At 61.1% G+C, this 18,465-nt stretch carries 26 protein-coding genes; 4 read left to right on the top strand and 22 right to left on the bottom strand.

Going from position 1 to position 18,465, the window contains the following annotated elements:
• Nucleotides 1-20 precede the first annotated feature (20 nt).
• The 3 genes from NMP98_RS19250 to NMP98_RS19240 all read right to left on the bottom strand — a co-directional run bounded on the left by NMP98_RS19250 (nucleotide 21) and on the right by NMP98_RS19240 (nucleotide 1,818).
• A complete protein-coding gene (locus tag NMP98_RS19250) occupies nucleotides 21-368 on the bottom strand; it encodes a DUF8013 domain-containing protein (protein ID WP_254861364.1) in 348 nt (115 codons plus the stop codon).
• A 75-nt stretch (nucleotides 369-443) separates the two neighbouring features.
• Entirely contained in the window at nucleotides 444-1,445 is a 1,002-nt protein-coding gene (locus tag NMP98_RS19245) for a DUF6610 family protein (protein WP_254861363.1), read from the bottom strand.
• 124 nt (nucleotides 1,446-1,569) lie between these two features.
• Nucleotides 1,570-1,818 (bottom strand): DUF8129 domain-containing protein, encoded by a 249-nt coding sequence (locus NMP98_RS19240; RefSeq protein ID WP_254861362.1) that lies wholly within the window; start codon nucleotides 1,816-1,818, stop codon nucleotides 1,570-1,572.
• A gap of 99 nt (nucleotides 1,819-1,917) precedes the next feature.
• On the opposite strand from NMP98_RS19240, the gene NMP98_RS19235 reads away from it, so the two are divergent.
• A complete protein-coding gene (locus NMP98_RS19235; RefSeq protein ID WP_254861361.1) occupies nucleotides 1,918-2,124 on the top strand; it encodes a heavy-metal-associated domain-containing protein in 207 nt (68 codons plus the stop codon).
• 22 nt (nucleotides 2,125-2,146) lie between these two features.
• On the opposite strand, the gene NMP98_RS19230 is transcribed toward NMP98_RS19235, so the two are convergent.
• Entirely contained in the window at nucleotides 2,147-4,396 is a 2,250-nt protein-coding gene (locus tag NMP98_RS19230; protein WP_367997279.1) for a heavy metal translocating P-type ATPase, read from the bottom strand.
• A 131-nt stretch (nucleotides 4,397-4,527) separates the two neighbouring features.
• Here NMP98_RS19230 and NMP98_RS19225 point away from each other — a divergent pair, with 131 nt between their 5' ends.
• On the top strand, nucleotides 4,528-5,082 hold the full coding sequence (locus NMP98_RS19225) for an ArsR/SmtB family transcription factor (RefSeq protein ID WP_123115218.1): 555 nt from the start codon (nucleotides 4,528-4,530) through the stop codon (nucleotides 5,080-5,082).
• Nucleotides 5,083-5,085: 3 nt separating this feature from the next.
• Here the strand turns inward: NMP98_RS19225 and merA are convergent, their stop codons facing one another.
• Complete coding sequence (gene merA, locus NMP98_RS19220) at nucleotides 5,086-6,540, bottom strand: mercury(II) reductase (protein ID WP_144906847.1); 1,455 nt, start codon at nucleotides 6,538-6,540, stop codon at nucleotides 5,086-5,088.
• A gap of 78 nt (nucleotides 6,541-6,618) precedes the next feature.
• Here merA and NMP98_RS19215 point away from each other — a divergent pair, with 78 nt between their 5' ends.
• Nucleotides 6,619-6,963 carry a winged helix-turn-helix transcriptional regulator gene (locus tag NMP98_RS19215; RefSeq protein WP_080508382.1) on the top strand — a complete coding sequence of 115 codons (345 nt, stop codon included), beginning with the start codon at nucleotides 6,619-6,621 and terminating at the stop codon, nucleotides 6,961-6,963.
• Nucleotides 6,964-7,064: 101 nt separating this feature from the next.
• Nucleotides 7,065-7,619 carry a peroxiredoxin gene (locus NMP98_RS19210; protein WP_080508383.1) on the top strand — a complete coding sequence of 185 codons (555 nt, stop codon included), beginning with the start codon at nucleotides 7,065-7,067 and terminating at the stop codon, nucleotides 7,617-7,619.
• Between the two features lie 42 nt (nucleotides 7,620-7,661).
• On the opposite strand, the gene NMP98_RS19205 is transcribed toward NMP98_RS19210, so the two are convergent.
• From NMP98_RS19205 to NMP98_RS19125, 17 genes are all read right to left on the bottom strand, one after another.
• The gene (locus NMP98_RS19205; protein WP_058365921.1) at nucleotides 7,662-8,822 is read right to left on the bottom strand and encodes a hypothetical protein; all 1,161 of its coding nucleotides are present in this window, start codon (nucleotides 8,820-8,822) and stop codon (nucleotides 7,662-7,664) included.
• Nucleotides 8,823-8,995: 173 nt separating this feature from the next.
• Nucleotides 8,996-9,532 (bottom strand): hypothetical protein, encoded by a 537-nt coding sequence (locus NMP98_RS19200; protein ID WP_080508253.1) that lies wholly within the window; start codon nucleotides 9,530-9,532, stop codon nucleotides 8,996-8,998.
• Nucleotides 9,529-9,684: a hypothetical protein gene (locus tag NMP98_RS19195; RefSeq protein WP_176329435.1), complete on the bottom strand. Its 156-nt coding sequence runs from the start codon at nucleotides 9,682-9,684 to the stop codon at nucleotides 9,529-9,531. The genes NMP98_RS19200 and NMP98_RS19195 overlap by 4 nt, the downstream gene beginning before the upstream one ends.
• Entirely contained in the window at nucleotides 9,684-10,370 is a 687-nt protein-coding gene (locus NMP98_RS19190) for a DUF6166 domain-containing protein (RefSeq protein WP_058364835.1), read from the bottom strand. Before NMP98_RS19190 ends, NMP98_RS19195 begins: the two co-directional genes overlap by 1 nt.
• Nucleotides 10,371-10,472: 102 nt before the next feature.
• On the bottom strand, nucleotides 10,473-10,754 hold the full coding sequence (locus NMP98_RS19185) for a hypothetical protein (protein WP_123115070.1): 282 nt from the start codon (nucleotides 10,752-10,754) through the stop codon (nucleotides 10,473-10,475).
• Nucleotides 10,755-10,807: 53 nt separating this feature from the next.
• Nucleotides 10,808-11,173: a DUF7568 family protein gene (locus NMP98_RS19180; protein ID WP_080508372.1), complete on the bottom strand. Its 366-nt coding sequence runs from the start codon at nucleotides 11,171-11,173 to the stop codon at nucleotides 10,808-10,810.
• Nucleotides 11,170-11,475 (bottom strand): hypothetical protein, encoded by a 306-nt coding sequence (locus tag NMP98_RS19175; RefSeq protein ID WP_058365830.1) that lies wholly within the window; start codon nucleotides 11,473-11,475, stop codon nucleotides 11,170-11,172. Before NMP98_RS19175 ends, NMP98_RS19180 begins: the two co-directional genes overlap by 4 nt.
• A gap of 53 nt (nucleotides 11,476-11,528) precedes the next feature.
• On the bottom strand, nucleotides 11,529-11,750 hold the full coding sequence (locus NMP98_RS19170; RefSeq protein ID WP_058365829.1) for a DUF8129 domain-containing protein: 222 nt from the start codon (nucleotides 11,748-11,750) through the stop codon (nucleotides 11,529-11,531).
• A gap of 121 nt (nucleotides 11,751-11,871) precedes the next feature.
• Nucleotides 11,872-12,567 (bottom strand): nucleotidyltransferase domain-containing protein, encoded by a 696-nt coding sequence (locus tag NMP98_RS19165; RefSeq protein ID WP_058365828.1) that lies wholly within the window; start codon nucleotides 12,565-12,567, stop codon nucleotides 11,872-11,874.
• Nucleotides 12,568-12,569: 2 nt separating this feature from the next.
• Entirely contained in the window at nucleotides 12,570-13,235 is a 666-nt protein-coding gene (locus NMP98_RS19160; RefSeq protein WP_058365827.1) for a helix-turn-helix domain-containing protein, read from the bottom strand.
• A 37-nt stretch (nucleotides 13,236-13,272) separates the two neighbouring features.
• Entirely contained in the window at nucleotides 13,273-13,554 is a 282-nt protein-coding gene (locus NMP98_RS19155) for a DUF7389 domain-containing protein (RefSeq protein WP_254861360.1), read from the bottom strand.
• A gap of 23 nt (nucleotides 13,555-13,577) precedes the next feature.
• Nucleotides 13,578-13,979: a DUF6166 domain-containing protein gene (locus tag NMP98_RS19150; RefSeq protein ID WP_254861359.1), complete on the bottom strand. Its 402-nt coding sequence runs from the start codon at nucleotides 13,977-13,979 to the stop codon at nucleotides 13,578-13,580.
• A 78-nt stretch (nucleotides 13,980-14,057) separates the two neighbouring features.
• Nucleotides 14,058-14,453 carry a DUF7567 family protein gene (locus NMP98_RS19145; protein ID WP_254861358.1) on the bottom strand — a complete coding sequence of 132 codons (396 nt, stop codon included), beginning with the start codon at nucleotides 14,451-14,453 and terminating at the stop codon, nucleotides 14,058-14,060.
• A 77-nt stretch (nucleotides 14,454-14,530) separates the two neighbouring features.
• Entirely contained in the window at nucleotides 14,531-14,896 is a 366-nt protein-coding gene (locus NMP98_RS19140) for a DUF7568 family protein (RefSeq protein WP_254861357.1), read from the bottom strand.
• 3 nt (nucleotides 14,897-14,899) lie between these two features.
• Nucleotides 14,900-15,391, bottom strand: a complete 492-nt coding sequence (locus NMP98_RS19135; protein ID WP_144906867.1) for a DUF7995 family protein — start codon at nucleotides 15,389-15,391, stop codon at nucleotides 14,900-14,902.
• A gap of 106 nt (nucleotides 15,392-15,497) precedes the next feature.
• On the bottom strand, nucleotides 15,498-15,920 hold the full coding sequence (locus NMP98_RS19130) for a DUF8025 family protein (RefSeq protein ID WP_058365747.1): 423 nt from the start codon (nucleotides 15,918-15,920) through the stop codon (nucleotides 15,498-15,500).
• 120 nt (nucleotides 15,921-16,040) lie between these two features.
• Entirely contained in the window at nucleotides 16,041-18,413 is a 2,373-nt protein-coding gene (locus NMP98_RS19125) for a heavy metal translocating P-type ATPase (protein ID WP_254861356.1), read from the bottom strand.
• Nucleotides 18,414-18,465: the final 52 nt, after the last annotated feature.

Raw genomic sequence — 18,465 nt, 5'->3', positions numbered from 1 at the left:
AAGAAAAACCACCCTCTCGATTATCGGAGTTCGTGGGTCTCGTCAGCGAAGCCGACCGTAACGAGGTACTTGAGGAACTCGTCGAACCGCTCGACGTCGCTAGGCGTGTCAGTCGCAAGGTGGCGCGCCCACTCGATGGCCCACTGGAAGGCGGGATCCGTGCCGCCCTTGCCATGGATGTACCACCAGCGAGCCGCTTTGAGGACGACCAGTGGGTTCGTCGGTGGCTGTTCGCTTGCGAGACCACGGGTGATCGATTCGATTTCTCCGGGCACGTCGGCTGGTTCTATCTCCCCGGACTGGGTGTTCGAGATATCGATTGGAATCTCATCGACTGAAACGTCGTCTGCAGTTTGTTGCTGGCTCACGGAAAGTCACCTCTGGACGAAGGCTCACGACCGAGCCTCCGCCCTCTCCCCGGGCTCGAAAAACAGCACGCTGCGTCACGCTGGAGGGATGTAGACACTCTGTTCGCCAGCGATTTCCTCGAGGTTGTTCCGATGGCGATGGGTGAAGTAGCACTCGTAACTGCAGTACCCACAGACTGCACCGGTATCGTATTCAGCGACGAAAGGCCCGCGACGTGTTCGCCAGACGTTCGCTCCGCACTCGGTGCAAGCTGCCTGTTCGAGATCGGCAGGACTCGGTCCCTCGTACTCGAAGTGTAACCCAGCGTCCTCAGGTGTCGTCTCGGGCCAGATCCCATGTGACTGCCAGAACTCGCGGATGCGAGCGAGACTATGGCGCACCGTCTTTCGCACGGTGACGTGGTCGGCGTTGCGACCGCTGTCGTCCCAGCCGTCAGCCGTCCAGAACTCACCGAACTGTGCGCCACGATGCAGCCCGTTCCAATCGACGCCGACGATGTCGGCTGGTGGCTCGTCGGTGAGTGTCGGCCTGGTCAGCTGTCGAATGGCGTCGAGCTGCTTGGGCGGACTCCCGCCGAGGATGTGGACGCGCCGCCCTCTCCAATCCGCTGGGTCGGAGAACTCGTGGGCCAGGCGGTCGGCGTACCCGTGTGAATACCCGAGGACGAGGGTCTCGGGTATCGCGTCGATCACCGCCCGCGACTTCGGAACGACGATGAGCTCGGCCTCGGGATAGCTCGCTTGGATCTCACGAGCAGCAGCGACGTGGGCGTCGACGTCGTCGATTTCGTCGACGTCCCCGATGACCCCGACCTGAGGTTCGTACTCGAAGAACCGGTCGACGAACCGCTCCAGATCGGGATTCCGGAAATCGTTGTCGAGCATCCCAACGGGAATATCGAGGTTCAGGTACTGATCCGTCTGATACCCACAGTCTTCCCGAAACCCGGGGAGAAATCCGAGGGCGAGAGCATCGCCGGCAAAGGGAGCTCGGTGGAGGAACGCCACGAAGTCTGTTTGTCTGGCGGCGGCGATTTCACGGGCGGTGCTGGCGCTGGAGCTCAGCTCGAGGGACATGATTAGGCTCGCGAGGCCGCTGCTGGCTGCCCCGCACCCTTTCAGGGGCCGGAAAAACCGAGGCACAGCAGATTAACCAACAATAGGGGGAACTCACGCAGAGTGTGTTGGTTAAGAATAGGGCTTACTTTTCGTCCTCACGCAGCTCTTCAGCCTTCCACTTGAGCCGGCGCAGAATCTGCGTCCGGTTCTGATGGGCGTTCTCGTAGGCAACACACTCCTGAAGAGTCTCCATATCAGGAATCGTGGCGATACCGGCCTTGATCAGGCGCGTGTTCGATGCTTCAAGCCGCTTCTCTGGCGGGAATTCGTCGCTCTCTTCGTCGTTAGTAGGTCCCCTCTCGAAGAGCCTCCACCCCTTTGGGGCCGACACAAACAGCTCTCCGGACGATGACGCCCCATCTCTAATAGAGATAAAACCGATACAACAGTTACCGTAATGGCCATCCCCCGCGAGTGTTTACAGTCCCGTATGGAGCGAAAGACGATCTCAGTCACCGGGATGTCGTGCAACGGGTGCGAACAGAACGTGGAGACCGCCCTGCGAAACCTCGACGGTGTGAGTCGGGTCGAGGCCGACCACGACGCTGACACGGTCGACGTGGTCCTCGAGGATGGGGTCTCCGACGACGACGTGAACGCGGCAATCGAACAGGCTGGCTACGACGTCGTGGCCTAATCGGCCGCCGTCCGGCCGTCGCTCACGTCACCGTCCGTGCGTTCGTCGAGGCGAATTCGGTGTTGACACCCTCGCCCGAGAGGAGTTGACCAGCGAAGCTGTTGGCGAGGACGGCCGAGACGGACAACACCATCGCAAGCATCGCGAACACTGGGTGAACGAGCCCTGTGGTCGCGGCGGCGACGCCGATGCCGTTGAACGCGAGGGCCGTCGCGAGGTTCTGACGGGTCTTCCGGTAGCTCTCTTTCCCGATCTCGTAGGCGTCCATCACGCCACCAAGCCGGTCGCCCATCAGGACGATATCCGCTGACTCGATGGCGATATCGGTCCCTGCGCCGATGGCGATACCAATGTCCGCCTGCGTGAGTGCGGGAGCGTCGTTGATGCCGTCGCCGACCATCGCGACGCGGTAACCCTCGTCCTGCAGGCGACCGATCTCTTCGCGTTTCTCGTCGGGCAGCACGTCTGCCATAACGCGGTCGATGCCGACCTCCTCGGCGACCGCGTTCGCGGTGCGCTCGTTGTCCCCGGTGATCATCACGGGCGTAATGCCGACCTCTGTCATCCGCTGGACGGTCGCAGCGGCGTCGCTCTTGACCTCGTCACCGATACCGATCAGGCCGATGAGGTCACCGCCACGAACAACTCCAGCAACGGTGAGGCCGCGGCCTTGGAGTCGCTCAATATCGGCGTCTCCCTTCGACAGGTCGATCCCCTCGTCGCTGAGCCATCCCGGTTTCCCGACCAGTACGTCGTCGCTGGCCACGGTTACCCGGACGCCCTTGCCGGTCACGGAATCGAAGGCGTCGGGGTCTCCGTACTCGAAGCCTTGCTCGTCGGCGGCCTCGAGGATCGCATCGGCAAGTGGATGTTCGGAGAACGTCTCCGCGCTGGCCGCAGTCGTGAGTACATCCACCTCGTCGGCACCGAAGGCGACGACCTCACTGACGGCGGGTTCGCCGACGGTGATCGTGCCAGTCTTGTCCAGCACGATGTGGTCGACGTCGGGGAAAATCTGGAAGGCGTCACCGGAGCGCATCAGGATGCCTCGGTCAGCGGCCTTCCCGCCGCCCCGAATTAGCGCGAGCGGTGTCGCCATCCCGAGGGCACATGGATAGCCGAGCACGAGGACCGCCAGCGCTGCGAACGCCCCGCGCTGGACGTTGGGGGCTGCACCCCACGCAAGCGGTGCGACCACCCAGAAGAGGAACGAGAGCGCGGAAATCGTCAAGACGCCTGGGACGAAGTACTTGAGGACGTGGTCGGCGAGCTGAATGATGCCGGGCTTCATAGCGCGTGCTTCCTCGATTTCGCGGGCCACCTGGTTCAGGAACGCGTCCTCGCCCGTTGCAGTTACCTCGATGAGCAGCGTCCCGGTCTCGTTGACGCTGCCGCCGATCACCTCGTCGCCTTCGGACTTCTTCTCGGGGATGGACTCGCCGGTAGCGACCGACTCGTCGACCGTCGATTCGCCCTCGACGACGGTGCCGTCGACGGGGATGTTCTCGCCGGGCTTGACGCGGACGCGATGGCCAACGTCGAGGTCGTCGATCGGGACTTCCTCGACATCGCCGTCGTCGGTGACTCGGCGTGCCGTGTCGGGTTGGAGATCGAGGAGGCTCTGGACGGCTTGGGAGGCCCGAGTGCGGACGATGAGGCTGGTGTACTCCGAGAGGATGTGGTAGGTGGTGATGAACACGGAGACGGCGAAGAAGTGGACGGTCGGGAAGCTCGGGAAGACGAACAGGCCGAGCAGTCCGCCGACGAGCCCGGCGAACGAGCCCGCTTCCAGGAGGACGTGCTGGTTGAAGATCCCCCGGCGCAGGCTCTGGTAAGCTTTCTGTTTGATGTATCGTCCTGGGCCGAACATCGTCCCGAGCGCCAGCCCGAGAGTCACGAGGTCCATCGCGAGCGACGCTGACTCGAAGCGCCCCATCACGAGGATCATCCAGCCCATCAGCACAGCAACGACGATGGATGCGCCGCCGGCGAGCAGGAGGCGGCGCTTGCCGTCGGCGAGCTCGGCCTGCTGTTGCTCGTATCGTTTCGCTTTGTCCGGGTCGCGGATGGTATAGCCGAGTTCCCGAAGCGTGTCCTTCACCTCGACCTCGCTCAGGCGGTCGTCGTCATACTGAACGAGGACCTCCTCGTGGGCGAGACTCACGTCGACGTCCTCGACGCCGTCGGTCCGGCTGTAGGCCTTCTTGATGCTCTCGGCACAGAACGAGCAGGACATCCCCCCGACGTTGAATTGTTCCTGTGTCGTTCCCATTGTGGTCGCTAGTTACCCAGCGAAGTGGATAACCATTACGACTAGAGTTATAGCGGTATCGAATAACTAAGACTGCTGTCGAGTGTGTGGCGTTACTCTTACTATCGTCGTTCCCCTACGTCCTCACAAGAATGGCGCTCCTCGAATCCGACGTGCCGATCCGTGAAGTCGTGACGACGGATCCGGAGAAAGCGAAGGCACTGGAGAACGACGTTCGGGCGAAGATCCTCGATATGCTCGCGACCGATGAAATGACGATCGAGGAGATCCACGACGAGTTGCACCGTCGCGGCGAGGAGAAGGCCGAGACGACAGTGCGTCACCATGTGAACGTCCTGAAGGATGCGGGGATGGTGGAAATCGCTCGTCTGGAAGAGGCTGGTGGAGGGACACGGAAGTACTACAAGTCGAACACGCGAGTCTTCTCCTACGATCTTCCGGAAGGCGCCGACAATAACCTCGCGCAGGCGCAGTCTACCGCGTCCGAAGAATTGACTGCCCTCATCGAGACGTTGTATGCGGACCACGGTACCGAGATTGAGGCGGTTGCCCGCGAAATGAAGCCTTGCGAGTACTGCGACACCCAGCATTACGAGGAGTTCATGGTTCGCGAACTCCTGAACCGTGCCCTCATCGAATTAGGCGAGAGCGGCACGCTCGACGATGTGTTCTCGACCGAGGACTGACGCTCACTCGATACAGCAGCTCATTTTGGACGTATTCCGACGGAACGCCTGACAGGCGTGTTTGAACGCCTCGGAGAACGTTGGGAACGGGTGGACAGTATTGATGATGTCGTCAACGGTGAGACCGAAATTCACCGCCAGCGTGGCTTCCATGATCATGTCGGCGGCGCGGGGGCCGACCATGTGGACGCCAACAATCCCGTCGGTCTCGTGGTGCTTCACCACCTGGACGAGTCCATCCGTGTTCTTGACGGCCTTTGCCCGAGGGACATCTTCCATCTGAACCGTCCGGCAGGAACAGGTACCGTGTTCGTCCATATATTCACGTTCAGTTGTCCCAACGACTGCTACCTCGGGACTGGTGAACACGACTGCGGGGACTGCATCGTAGTCGATGCTGACGCCCTCGTTGCCGAAGGCGTTCTTGACGGCGTGATTGCCCTCCTTGGCGGCGACCGTCTCCAGTTCGGGCTCGCCGATCACGTCCCCCGCCGCGTAGATGTCGGAATTGGTCGTCTGGAAATGCTCGTCGACGCGAATCGCGCCATCGGATTCGGTCTCGACGCCGACTGCTTCCAAGCCGATGTTCTCACTGTTGGGCTGGACGCCGGTTGCGACGAATAACGTCTCTGCGGTGAACGCTTGCTCCTCGCCCTCGATGACAGTCTCCACAGCGACGCCCTTCTGACCAGGGTCAGCACCACTGTCGGTAGCCACATCCTGAACCTGCTGGAAGTCGTTACTGGTCACGACATCGATTCCCTCCTCATTGAAGGCTCGTTGCATCTCCCGGCCGAGCTGACCTTCCATATCTGAGAGCACGTGACCGGAGCGCTGGAGAATGGTTACGTCGACGCCGACACGGTGGAGGATCTGGCCCCACTCCAGCGCGATGTATCCGCCACCAAGGATCACGATGCTCTCGGGGAGGTCGCGCCCCTCGAGGATGGTCTCGCTCGTGTAGTAGTCGACGTCGTCGAGGCCGTCGATGGGCGGCGCCCACGGTGAACTGCCCGTCGCGACGAGCGCCTTCTTCCCAGTAATGTGCGCGCCCTCGTCGGCGCCGTCGACGACCTCAATGGTCGTGTCGTCCATCAGCTGGCCGTAGCCCTCGTAGATGTCGGTCTCGAAGTGCTCGGCGACGTCGACGTAGTTCTCCTGCCGGAACCGCTCGACGAGTTCGTTGGTGCCGTCGAGTGCGTCGGCCCAGTCGACAGTCGGCTCTTCGGGATATGTGACGGCGTCGAAGGGATTCTCCGACGCTGCAGCGCCACTCTCGGCGACGGCGAGTAGATGCTTACTCGGGACACAGCCGACGTTCACGCAGGTCCCGCCGATCGGCAGGCCGGTGTTCACCATCGCCGTCGAGAGATCTCTCCGGCTCGCTTCGGTGATGGCGGCGAAGGCAGCGGCTCCGCCGCCGAGGATCACGAGATCATAGTCGGAGGTGTGAGTCATCTATACTGATACTTTACGATGGGAAGTTCTTATACTCCAGAGTCCGAAGCTATGGAGTAGGTTGGAGGCCACGAAGCTATGGCAGATACTACTTCATCGGCGCCCACGTGTGATGTTGAGGGGACGTGCTACTGCCCGCTCACAGGAGTTATCGACACGTTGAGCCGAAAATACGCGATGCAACTCGTCAGCATCATCGGCGCACACGACTCACTGCGGTTCGCGGAAATCGAAGATCATCTTCCGACTGCGAGCACGTCGACGATCTCGAAACGCCTCACTGAGTTCGAGGAGGCAGGACTCGTCTCACGGACGCAGTACAACGAAATTCCGCCACGCGTCGAATACGCGCTAACTGACGAGGGGGATGAGATTTGTTCGAGATTAGAACCCCTTCTTGAGTGGGCGACGGCGAACTCCTGACGTACGGACTCCAGTGAATTTCATCCCACATCTGAGGCTCCTCCATTCAGGTGGGGGTGTTAGCCCCAAGACTATCCTTTCTTCGTGTGCTACTGTGACACATGATAAACCAGGGAGCGTCTGCACCGTCGTTTACTCTTCCAGGTCTCCGTGACGGAGAACAAACCGAGTACAGCTTGGATGAGACAACTGCCAATAATCGGGCTGCGTTGCTGGTATTTTACCCGTTTGATTTCAGTCCTGTTTGTACAAACGAACTGTGTGCGATTCGCGATGCAGAGTGGTTTCAGCTGACGCCGGCGCTTGATGTCTGGGCAATTTCTGGTGACAGCGTCTACGCCCACCGAGCATTCGCCGAGGAATACGGCCTCAATTTCCCGTTACTTAGTGATAGTTCCGGGCGGGTTGCCGAGTCGTATGATGTCTGTTATGACGGATGGGAGAACCACGAGCGCGTCCCGCAGCGTGCCGTGTTCCTCATCGATTCCGAGCAAACGATTCGATACGCCTGGGCGACAGAAGATGCGCTCGAGAAGCCGGATTTCTTCCCTGTTAAAGACGCTCTTGAGACGCTGGAAGCGGAACGCGATGAACTCGGTCCTGAGGATGTCGAATTAGTAGTCGAATATAATGAGGAACCGGAACCGCTCACATAATCTGTTATTTGAGGATCGTTTCAGTGAACGCCGCTCCGATTTTCAGCTCATTGCGTCCTGGAACCGCTCACGGAGCGCGTCCTCCCGCTCCTCGAACTGGTCGATCTTCTCCTGCAGATCATCGTTGACGCGCTCGATGCTCGCGAGCGCCCGCTCGCCGGCGAGTGACGCCTGGGACCCGTCATCGCCGTCTGTCTCCAGCTGCTCCTCGTAAGCGCGTTCGACGCGCTCGATGGTGCCCTCCGGGTTGAACAGGATGTCGTTGGCCGTACGAACGTAGCCGTCCAGCGACGCGCCCTCCTTGCCCTGGAAGAAGTGAGTGAGTGCGTACGTCGCGCCGGAATGGAGCGTCCACATATCGATCTCGATCGGTGAGGCCGCGTTGGCCTCCGCATCGCTCGCAGCGCGCTCGGCCAGGTAGTCCGGGAAGCCCAGCAGGCTGTAGAACTCGGTGACGGTGAACGGCAGGTCCGAAAAGTCGAGGTCGATGTCCTGCGCATCTCGGATGAACCCGAAGAGGTCGTCGGCGACGAGTTCGACCTGGGCGAGAAGCTCCTCCCACCAGGTCCGGAAGTTCCGGATGTCCCCGACGTGCTTGATGACTTCCTTATCGGTGAGCGAGCGCATCGAATTCGAGCAGTACCCGTCCTGAGCGAATCCCTCCACGTAGACGGCGTGCTCACCGAAGAAGTCGTAGCCGGAGGTCACGCCCATCGTGATCGGGTCCGAGCGGCCCGGGAGGCGTACCTCGAGGCCGTCGAACATCACGTCCATGTGGACCTCGCCACCGCCCCGGTAGCGTCGAATCTCGCCGAACATCACGTCCCCGAGCGACGTGTCTTCGATGGTCTCCTCGCGAAGGACGTCCTCGAGGGGCTGGTAGACATCGGCCGGATTGATGATCGAGTAACTGTCTGTCGGGACGTGAAAGAGGGGGTCAGTTTCAGGCTCGCTCTCCGTCGCTTGGTCGCGAGCCCGACCCGGCTCGACGAGGGCGTTGAAGCGCTCCGTCTCGACCCACTCGTCGGTGTAGGGGTTTTGATAGGCCACGGTCGTCTCGACGGCCTGCGGGAGGTCGCGAACCGCTTCGGCGAAGGACTCTGGATCGTTGACCCTCTTCTTCTGGCGGTACCACTCGGGTAGTTCTGTGTCGGTTCGTCCGTCGACGCCAGCGAACACGGTGCTGGATTCTGGATCTTTCATTTTGGGTCACCTCGAAATCGGACTCAACTATCGCGACGACGCTCTCATCACGCGCCCTGCGCCCCTCTCACGGGCGCAAAAAACAGCACCTCTTAACCAACACCCTGCCCAAGAATCCAGCGTTGTTGGTTAATCACCTGGACGATTCCGACACCTGTCTTCAACTCTCGAACTCACTCGTCGGGCTGACGTCGACGGCGTACCTGCTCCGGATTCGGCACCCACGGATGGGCCTCCCAGCAGTGGAGGGCGTGTTGTTGTGGTGTGTCGAACAGCGCCCCGCAGGACCCACACTCGTAGGTCGTCTCGGGCCAGCGTTCGGTGACGAACATCGCGGTCACCGTCGTTCTGACCGGGTCTGGGGCGGTCGACCGCCGAACGTAGTCGTAACCGATCATCGTCCGTCGACGAAGCGCCGACCGCGCCAGCCGTTCGGGCTTGTCCGTTGGGAGATACACCCAGCGGACGAACGCCTCTTCCGACGCTTTTGCCGACGGTTGGAGTATGAACCATCGGTCGTGCTCGTCACAGAAGAGATACCGCTCAGTGCCTCGATTCTGTAGATAGAACGGATCACCACGACCGGGAATCAGTCGAAGCCCCACGGACGGCGAGATCGGGCTGAGAAGCCGGTCTCCAAGTGAGGGCGAGCGGGATTCACCGGACGATGTCTCGGCCTCGAATTCGTCGAGCGTCGCTTCGCCGGTCATGAGTCATCGGGACTCGTCTCGTCTGTGGCTTCCTCCGCTATTCGCTCGTGCCGGTCGTTGTATCGCTCGAGTTCCCGGCCGATGCGCTCCAGTGCCTCGACAGCCCGTTCGATCAGCTGGTAGGTAGTTCGCGAGAGACGAAGAGCGTCCATCAAATGTCCTCCTCTGGCTCGACGAGGTCGTTACTCTCAGCGACGAGTGCCTGAACGGCTGAAGCAGGATCGTTCTCAACCGGAAGTGTTCGATGGTCAAGCGGCGCGGGATACGCGCGGTCGCCCTGCGCACAGAGCAGGAGTAGCCACTCATCGCTCCCGTCACCGAGAACGACGTAATGGTCGATGTCCTGGCGCTGGAAGACCGTCCGATCTGTCCGGCTCACGGCACTCCAATTCGCCGGCAGCGATGTCGACGCGACGCCACCGTCCGGCGTGAGGGCGTGATGGTCCTGGAACTCACCGAGTGCAGCCTCGATGTCGTCACCGGTGAGATGCCAGCAGTCAGCCGGGCCATCACACGCGAGCTGACTCACCACCTCATTTCGGAACTGGATGTAGTACTGATGGGCGACGCTCTCGTCGTCGAAGTAGTCGAGGAGGAGCGCACAGGCGAGTTGCGCCGGGCCGCTTCCGGTGTAGCCCCACTCGAATCCCGCCGGGCTATGTCGGACGAGGTCGAGGCTTCGGTCGGGCGAGAGGCGCTCGTGCTCTGTGAGCTTCAGCACCACCGGAGTTCCGTCGACGCGCATACCCACGTACTCGACGTGGTCTGCGTTGGTCTGGCATTGCTCACTATCATCCTGTACTGCCGCTCGTGGGTGGTTGGTCGAATCCGTCTTCATAGGTCGAATGCGGGTTATTGGATTCCCCGCACCCCTCTTGGGGGTCGAAAAACTCTGCCGGACGAGCGTACTCGAGGCGACTGATGCACTCTCGCTGAACGGTCAGTGAATGTAGAAGATTATCTTGTCCGGGCTCTCACCCATGCTGAGGCCTGTACCGACGCAGTAGCTATCCGCATCTTCGATGGCTTTGATGATGGGCAAGAGGTCTTCGGTGCCGTTCTTCGCCTCGACGTGTTCCTTAATCTCATCCGCGTACTGATCCAACTGGGTGACCTTGGACTTTGATGGGTCAACCTTCGCTGTTCCGTGCTCAAGGATTGTTTCAGGAACATCGAGATCCTTTGTTTCGTCGACCGGCTCACCGCACTCTGTACAATCCATGGTGGATCTCACGACGCCGGTTTTCTAAGGCTTTGTCTGTTCTACTAGGGGAATTAGCGCTCGGCGCCGTAGACGATTGCTGAGCGGCTTTCGTAGCCGCAGTCTCGACACTCGAACCACCGTTGTACCTTCGCGCCGTCAGCACTCTTCTGGCCGACGACGACGTCTTCGTTAGGACACTCTGGACAGGGTAGTTCAGGCTGAGGGCGCTTTCGGAGTTCGTCACGAAGTGATGTGGCTTCCTTCGTCGCGAATCCGCGCGACCATACGGAATAGCCGTCGACGAGAATCGCGGCCCGCCACTTATGCACGTACGAGTCCGGCGCTCGGTGCAGGGCTGCTCGAACGTTGGTCTCTGTATTTCGGTACGCCAGGATTGGAGTACGGCTCTCTCGCGTCCAATTGGTGAGTCGTGTCATCGTTGTTCCTCGAAAAGACAGCGAGCGGCCGCATCGTCGCCGGCGAGCGTCTGCTGGTCCTCGGCTGTATCGGCGAAGAGACTGGACTGTTCACCCTCGGATGGTTGCTCAACTTCAGGCCGGTCGTCGACGCCGAACTCACTCGACTCGGGCCGATCGAGACGTGAATCCCGGTCGCGATGATCCACGTCAGCGCCGAAGTCCTCGAGTGAGGTTTCGACGCTCGTCTCTGTGACTTCGAGCTGGCCATCATCACCGAACGCGGTCTGCTGTTGAATCTCGATTTCGGGTCGCTCGCTCATTTGGATTGAGCCTCCACCCACCGAGGCTCCGACAGACACCTCCGAGTGTCGCGTCAGTCGCCCTGAGAGCGGATCTCGGTAGCCCGCTGTTTGAGTCGGCGGAGGATCTGGACCCGTTGCTGATTCGCGTTCTCGTAGGCGACGCAGGCTCGCAGCGTCTCCATGTCGTTGATCGTCACGATACCGGCGTTGATGAGTCGCGTGCTTGGTGGGTCGAGCCGTTGCTCCGGTGTGAGACCATCTGGTTCTGCAGCTTGGTCTGACGAGTCACTCACGTATGTTCGCCTCCGCCTTTTCAAGGCGGCAACAAACCGCTCTAACTCGCTTTCCGTCTTCCGTAGCTACGGGAACGGATTCGCAGCTACCGGTACTGCTGCTGTCGCGGTGACCGCTGTCTCACTTCTGTTGTCGCTTGAGAAACTCGAGGAGGATCTCGATGTCCTCAGCCGATGCCGACGATTGGCCGAACAAGCTCTTGAATCGGTGATCGAGTCCGCCCTCTTCGATGAACGCTTGTGCGTCACTGAGCTGTTCCCGAAGGGCATCAGCATCGCCGCGATGCAGATGTGTCTCGACTAGATCTAAGTCGATCGAGGGGATCGCAGCAAGGACATCTGCGAGATCCGTTTTCCGGCCACTATGGAGCTTGGCGGCAACGAGCACTTCCCCATCAGCGGCTCGTGCAGTCGTCGACCGAGTCCCGCCTGAAATCGTCGTCGGGGAGCTGTGCGTGCATAGATAGTCGAACGACCACTCTGCTTCGGTTTGTCGACACCCAAGTCCGTTCACGAGAATGTCCACACCGACCGGATGGGGCAGTCCTTCGGTTCGCTCGAAGCAGTCGATTTCCCGGTTGTAGATTGTCTCTTCTGCTGGGACTTCGAACTCGGTTGTCCGTTCGAAGCCATGTTGTTCCAGAAACGCCACGACGTCCTTGTAGTCATCTGGTGCAATGACGAGGTCGAGGTCGGTCGAGAACCGCGTCTCGAACTGACTGATCGCGTATCCACCAACGAGGACGAATCCAATGTTTGACTGCTCCAGTTCATCGAGGACTTGGATGAGCGCGTCACTGCGGTCTTCCTGGCTCATGCTCAGGCGGGCTCTCGGCGATAATTCGCATCGGTGTCGACGTCGTCGTACATTCGGCCGAGCATGTCGAGGGCAGACTGAAAGGTTGCGTAGTACTCGTTCGCGAATGCCACGGTTTCCTGAAGCGGAATGACAGGCCGTCCGTCGACCATCTCGGCATCGATCTGTGGCCGGGGCTCGAGGACAACCTGAATGGCGCAATCAAGGTCTTCAGCGGGCTGGCGTTCTTCCGCAGTCGGGATTCCGAACCGATCGAAGAATGTCTCCCAGGCGTCGACGTCCTGCTCGCGAACAGCGATGAACAGGGGATAATCCTCCGGGTCGCGAGCGACTTGGTAGCCGCCCTGGGTCCAGACGTATACTGCATCGATGGATGTGAATGCATAGTCCAGGCCGGCGAACTGCGGGATGACGTACGCCTCCGAGATGGATGGTGGTGAGATGTCTGCTGCCGTCGTCAGGAACTCGAGACCGGCGTCTCGGAGCGTCTGATCGACGAGCTGGAGGCCATCATCGTACGCGACGTATCCCGCTTCTTCGATGCGGTTCATGACGCGCCGAATCGTCTCTCGGTTCTCGTCGATCTTTCGCGCGACGCCGGAGATGGAATCGCCTTGGTCAAGCGCGAGGATGACCTTGAGTTCCTTCTCACCGCATACTTCGTACATCCTATGGTTACACAATTCTGTGCAACACCTAAAAGAATTACTCTTCGTGTGGGGCTGCTGGCTGGATCTGGCGAGCGTCCTCAGCAAGATCGTGGATGTACTCCCGGAGGATTTCCATGTCCTCGCGGGCATCTTCGAGTGTCTTGCCTTTCGCCTTCGCGATCACCTCGTCCTGATCCCTGGTACCGGTTCCACGCTTGAGCTTCACGGTGAGGGAGACGCCGACGTCACTGCGTTCGATGTACTCCGTTTGTGTCGGTTGCTCACTGGCTTCGGCCGATTCGTCATCCGCACGAGATGGCTGGGTGTGTTCTGACATGGATTGCTCTCGGTGAGTGGTGCTTAGATGGTCGGTGCGACTGGCTCGGCAGTCGTCTCACGAAGGGCTGCGTCGATCTCGCTAGAGGTGAGTCGCCAGTACTCGTCGGACCCCGCGCAGCCCAGCTGGCTCACGACCTCGGTTTTGAATGCCTGGTAGTGGTCGAGGGCAAACGCTTCGGCACCCGTGTAATCGAGGAGGAGTGCGAGCGCGAGTTGTGCCGGACCACTACCACCATATCCCCATTCGAAGCCTGAGGGACTGTGGTTCACCAGTGCGAGACTCCGCTCTGGCGTGAGCCGTTCTTGGCCGGGACGTTTCTCAACGATAGCCTGCCCGCTCTGCCGATACCCGACGTAGGCGACGTCGCAGTCGCTCGCTGGGTGTGTCTGTTCAATCGAGTGTGTGTCGCTAGGTCTACTCATCGGTCTGTTCGGGAGCTACTCGTTCGAGCACCTCGCACCCCTCAGGGGGTGAAAAACAGCCACAGGGACTGCTTGCCCCTACGCGAGATGGGAGATATCGGCTGGTTCGTCGACATCGTCGAACTCGCCTCGTTCGACCGGCTCCCAGTCATCGCCGGGTTCTGGACTCCACCAGTCGACCTTGTAGGCACCCGGTGCGCCGAGGATCTTCACCCGTGCCGACCCATCGGGTAGGTCGCGACGGAGCTTCTCGTCGACGTGGAGGTTCCACGTTGAGTGGGTGTCGAAGCAGGCGAGGACGGCCTCCTCGTATCCGCGTGTCTCTCGGGATTCTTGGAGTTCGACCTGCGTGTTGCAGTTCTTGCAGAACACACCTTCGAAGGGAATGTGACTGAATATCTCGTGCCCGCAGACCGGACACCAGAGGAACTCGAACAGTGCTTCGCTGTGGCGGTCGATGACTTCCAGGCTCATCTGTGGATCTGGCCCGATTAAGACGGGCCACCCATTCCGGCCCAAAATAAACGTCACCGCAGATGCGCCCTTATCAATCAGCGCTCGGCGCCATACACGATTCGCGAGGATGCTTCGTACCCACAGTTCCGATACTCGAACCAGCGCTGAACCTTCGCGCCGTCAGCCGTTTTCCCACCGATTGCTACATCGCTGTTCGGACACTCGGGACAACTCAGTTCGGGCGCTGGCCGGTCACGGAGCTCGTCACGGAACGATTTCGCGTCCTTCGTCTCGTACCCCCGCGACCACACCGGGTAGCCGTCGACGAGGATTGCGCCGCGCCACTTGTAGCGGTACGAGTCCGGTGCTCGGTGTAAGATAGCCCGAGCTCCGGTCTCCGTATTCCGGTATGCGAGTGTGGGCGACCGACTCTCGCGCTTCCAATTTGTGATCCGGGACATCTGTTAGAAGTGGACGTCGGCAGGTACGATCCAGAGCTCCTCGCTCTCCTCCAGCACTCGATCCAGCTGCTCACGGTGACGGATACCGTTCGAATATTCGTTGTACAGAAAGATCGTTGGCCCGTCGTAGGCGCCGACCTGGTGGAACGCGTGCCGAGCGAGATCTTCGTCGCGCATAATCTCCTCGTCGGAGAGTTCGTCAAGTGCTTCCCTCACCCGCTCGAGGTTGCGCTCGAACTCCTCTTTCGTCGCCTCCCAGCCACGCTCAAGTAGGTCTTGGCCGTCATCGGAGTCGATGGGGGCTGCAGTCGGCAACTCACCCCATCGCGCCTTCCCCGCAACGGACGTGTCTTCCTCATCGAAAGTCACGTGGTAGTCGAAGACGGCGCCGGCGTGTGGGTCCGCGCCGACCAGGCGGTCGAACACCGACTTTCCGGTGGATAGTGCTTCGTCTTCTGTCGATGCTTCTACCAGACTGTAAATGACCATGTGCATCTCGAACACCTCGAAGCGCCGACGCACCGGGAATGATTGCTCGCTCACTCCTGCTGCGCCGGCACCCATCGCCGGCGCTCGAAAAACCTGATCTAGCGGTCGATTCTTAGGACTCGTTCGCTCGGTCGACTGTGATGGTTAGATCGCCCGACGCGTAGTCGGCCTCGAAGTCGACGGTGAACGCATCCGAGTCGTACGCGGCGTGGTAGGCACGGTGTCGTTCGAGTGACCCCGTCGCCTTGAAATGGAAGAACGCAGCTGAGGTGTAGGGCTTGCTCTGTGTTTCGACCTGCGACTCGACGGATGCGGGGAGCGCGATTTGTGGTGTGTCCGTGTCGATACTCGCAGCGAACGCCTTCACTTCCTCGACGGTGGCTTGCGAATGCGCTGGTGTCTCGCCAGTGAGCACGTTCACCGGTGTCTCCGTGTCGTCGGTGAACAGGACATCGTGGAAGGTGTGCGTCCCGAGGACTGCGTCGGGACCTAACTCGCAATCGTGAAACGGATCGTCGTCTGGATTCTCGGGCATCAAATCAGAGCCCACGGTGGGGCTCAGTCCTTTCTGCCCCAGACAAACCACAACTTGTCTCGATGTAGCGGAGGTAAGTCCCGAAAGAAGAGCGCCCTGCCCGCCTTTTCAGCCGCAGAATCAGGTGTCGGAGAACCGGTCGGGCTCAATCCGGGACAACCGCATCGCGTTCCCGGTGACGCCGAGGCTCATCCCCATATCTCCGACAACGACTGCCAGCGCAACGCTGACCAGGCCCAGCGGCACGCCTAACGCGAGCAGGAGCTTCACGCCGAGGCTCGCCCAGATGTTCTGCCGGATCACGCCGTTGGCCGTATGCGACAGGTCGTACAGGTACGGGAGTTTCCCGATGTCGTCGCCCATCAACGCAATATCAGCCGTTTCGAGGGCGGTGTCGGTGCCGGCGGCGCCCATCGCGATGCCGACCTCCGCAGTGGCGAGCGCGGGGGCGTCATTGATGCCGTCGCCGACCATCGCGACCTCCCCGTACTCCGCCTGTAACTCTTCGACTGCGTCGACCTTCTCGTCGGGTAGGAGTTCGGCGCGATACTCATCGACACCGACCTGCTCGGCGATGGCGCGGGCGGTGCCCTCGTTGTCGCCGGTCAGCATCACCACGCGCTCGACGCCCAGCTCGTGCAGGCGTTCGACAGCCCGCTTCGAGGCCGGGCGTACCTCGTCGGCGATGGCGATTGCACCCAGCAGTTCCGACTCCGTCCCGACGATAACGACCGTCTTGCCCTCCCGCTCCAGTGAGGTGAGCGCGTCCTCGGCGAATGCCCCGTCGTCGTACTCGGCCGCCTCTTCCGCCGCGACGCCGCCGTCCGTCTCGCGGCGTGCCCGAGCGAGGTCGAAGCCCAGCTCCTCGAAGAGCGCGGGCTTGCCCGCATAGTACGTCTCGCCGTCGATCTCCCCGCGGATGCCCTTTCCGGTGAGGCTCTCGAAGCCACTCGGGTCGGGCAGGTCGCCCACGCCCGTCTCCTCAGCACGGGCGAGAATCGCCGCAGCGATGGGGTGCTCACTGCGCCGCTCCAGCCCGGCGGCGCGACGGAGCAGATCGGCCTCAGTGGTGTCGCCGACCGGGACGACATCGGTGACGGCGAGTTCGCCCTTCGTGAGCGTCCCCGTCTTGTCGAGCGCGACGGCATCGACTTCGCCCATCGCTTCGAGGTAGTTGCCGCCCTTGATCAGGACGCCGTTCTTCGCGGCGCTGGTGATGCCCGACACCACCGAGACGGGTGTGGAGATGACGAACGCACAGGGGCAGGCGATTACCAGCAGGGTGAGCCCGCGGATGAACCAGGTCTGCCAGTCGCCGGCGAAAGTGAACCCGTACCCGGCCACGTCCACCGAGATGGGGTCGGCGATAACCAGCGGCGGGATAGCGGCGGTCAGGATTGCCAGCACGACGACGAGGGGTGTGTAGTAGCCGGAGAAGCGGTCGACGAACTGCTCAGACTCGGTCTTCTTCGCCTGTGCGCCCTGTACCATCTCGATGATGCGCGAGAGCGTCGAATCGCCAGCGGTCGAGGTGACCTCTACCTCGAGGTACCCCTCTTCGCTGATCGCGCCGGCGTAGACCTCGTCGCCGGCAGTCTTGTCGACGGGGACGCTCTCGCCCGTGATCGGCGACTGGTCGACTGCACTCTCGCCGTCGATGACCGTTCCGTCGAGCGGAATCTTGTCGCCGGGGCGGACGACGACGGTCTCGCCAACGTCGACCTCCTCGGCGGGAACGGTCACTTCCTCACCATCGCGAAGGACGGTCGCCTCGTCGGGCGAGAGTTCCATCAGCTCGCGCAGGGAGTCCCGTGCCCTGTCCATCGCGTAGTCCTCGAGCAGCTCGGCGATGCTGAACAGGACGGCCAGCGTGGCGGCCTCGACGAAGTAGCCGATACCGGTCGCCGCGATGATCGCCGTTCCCATCAGCAGGTCGATGTCCAGGCTTCGGTTCTTCGCAGAGTAGTACCCGCTACGGACGACTGGGATGCCACTAGCCGCGACGGCGCCGAGGAACAGGACATCTGCGATGTGGAGCGGGTACTCGAGGACGCTCGCCACCGTGACGTTCTGTCCGGTGAGGAGGAACTCGAAGAGGAGGCCGAGCGTGACGAACGCCGCGCCGAGCCACGTCTTCTTCGCGCGAAGACTCGTCCAGACCTCCGATGGTGGCGCGATGTCGACGCCATCGGTCACCTGGTTGTCCTCATCATCGCCCTCGGTGTCCGAGCCCCCGACGACCTCGTAGCCGGCACCTTCAATCGCCTTGATTACGTCGGCTTCGCTAGTCCGATCAGGATCGTACGTGACGTTGGCCGTGCCGGTGGTCGTCTGGAGCGTGGCGTCAGTAATGCCGTCGACACGCTGGAGGCTCTTGTCCACCTTTTGGGCGCAAGAGGGACAGTCCATCTCGGGGACAACGAGGCGGGCGGTCAGCTCACGTCGCTGCCCGCCCCCGTTCGTTCCTCCTGCTGCGTCCGGATTCTCTGTCATCACGTCACGGTAGGAGCGGGAGTTCGATATGTCTTTGTTGGAATATTCCAAC

Origin of the sequence: Natronomonas gomsonensis, from assembly GCF_024300825.1 — an archaeon.
GTDB classification, from domain to species: domain Archaea; phylum Halobacteriota; class Halobacteria; order Halobacteriales; family Haloarculaceae; genus Natronomonas; species Natronomonas gomsonensis.
This window is presented reverse-complemented; position numbering and strand designations above follow the sequence as displayed.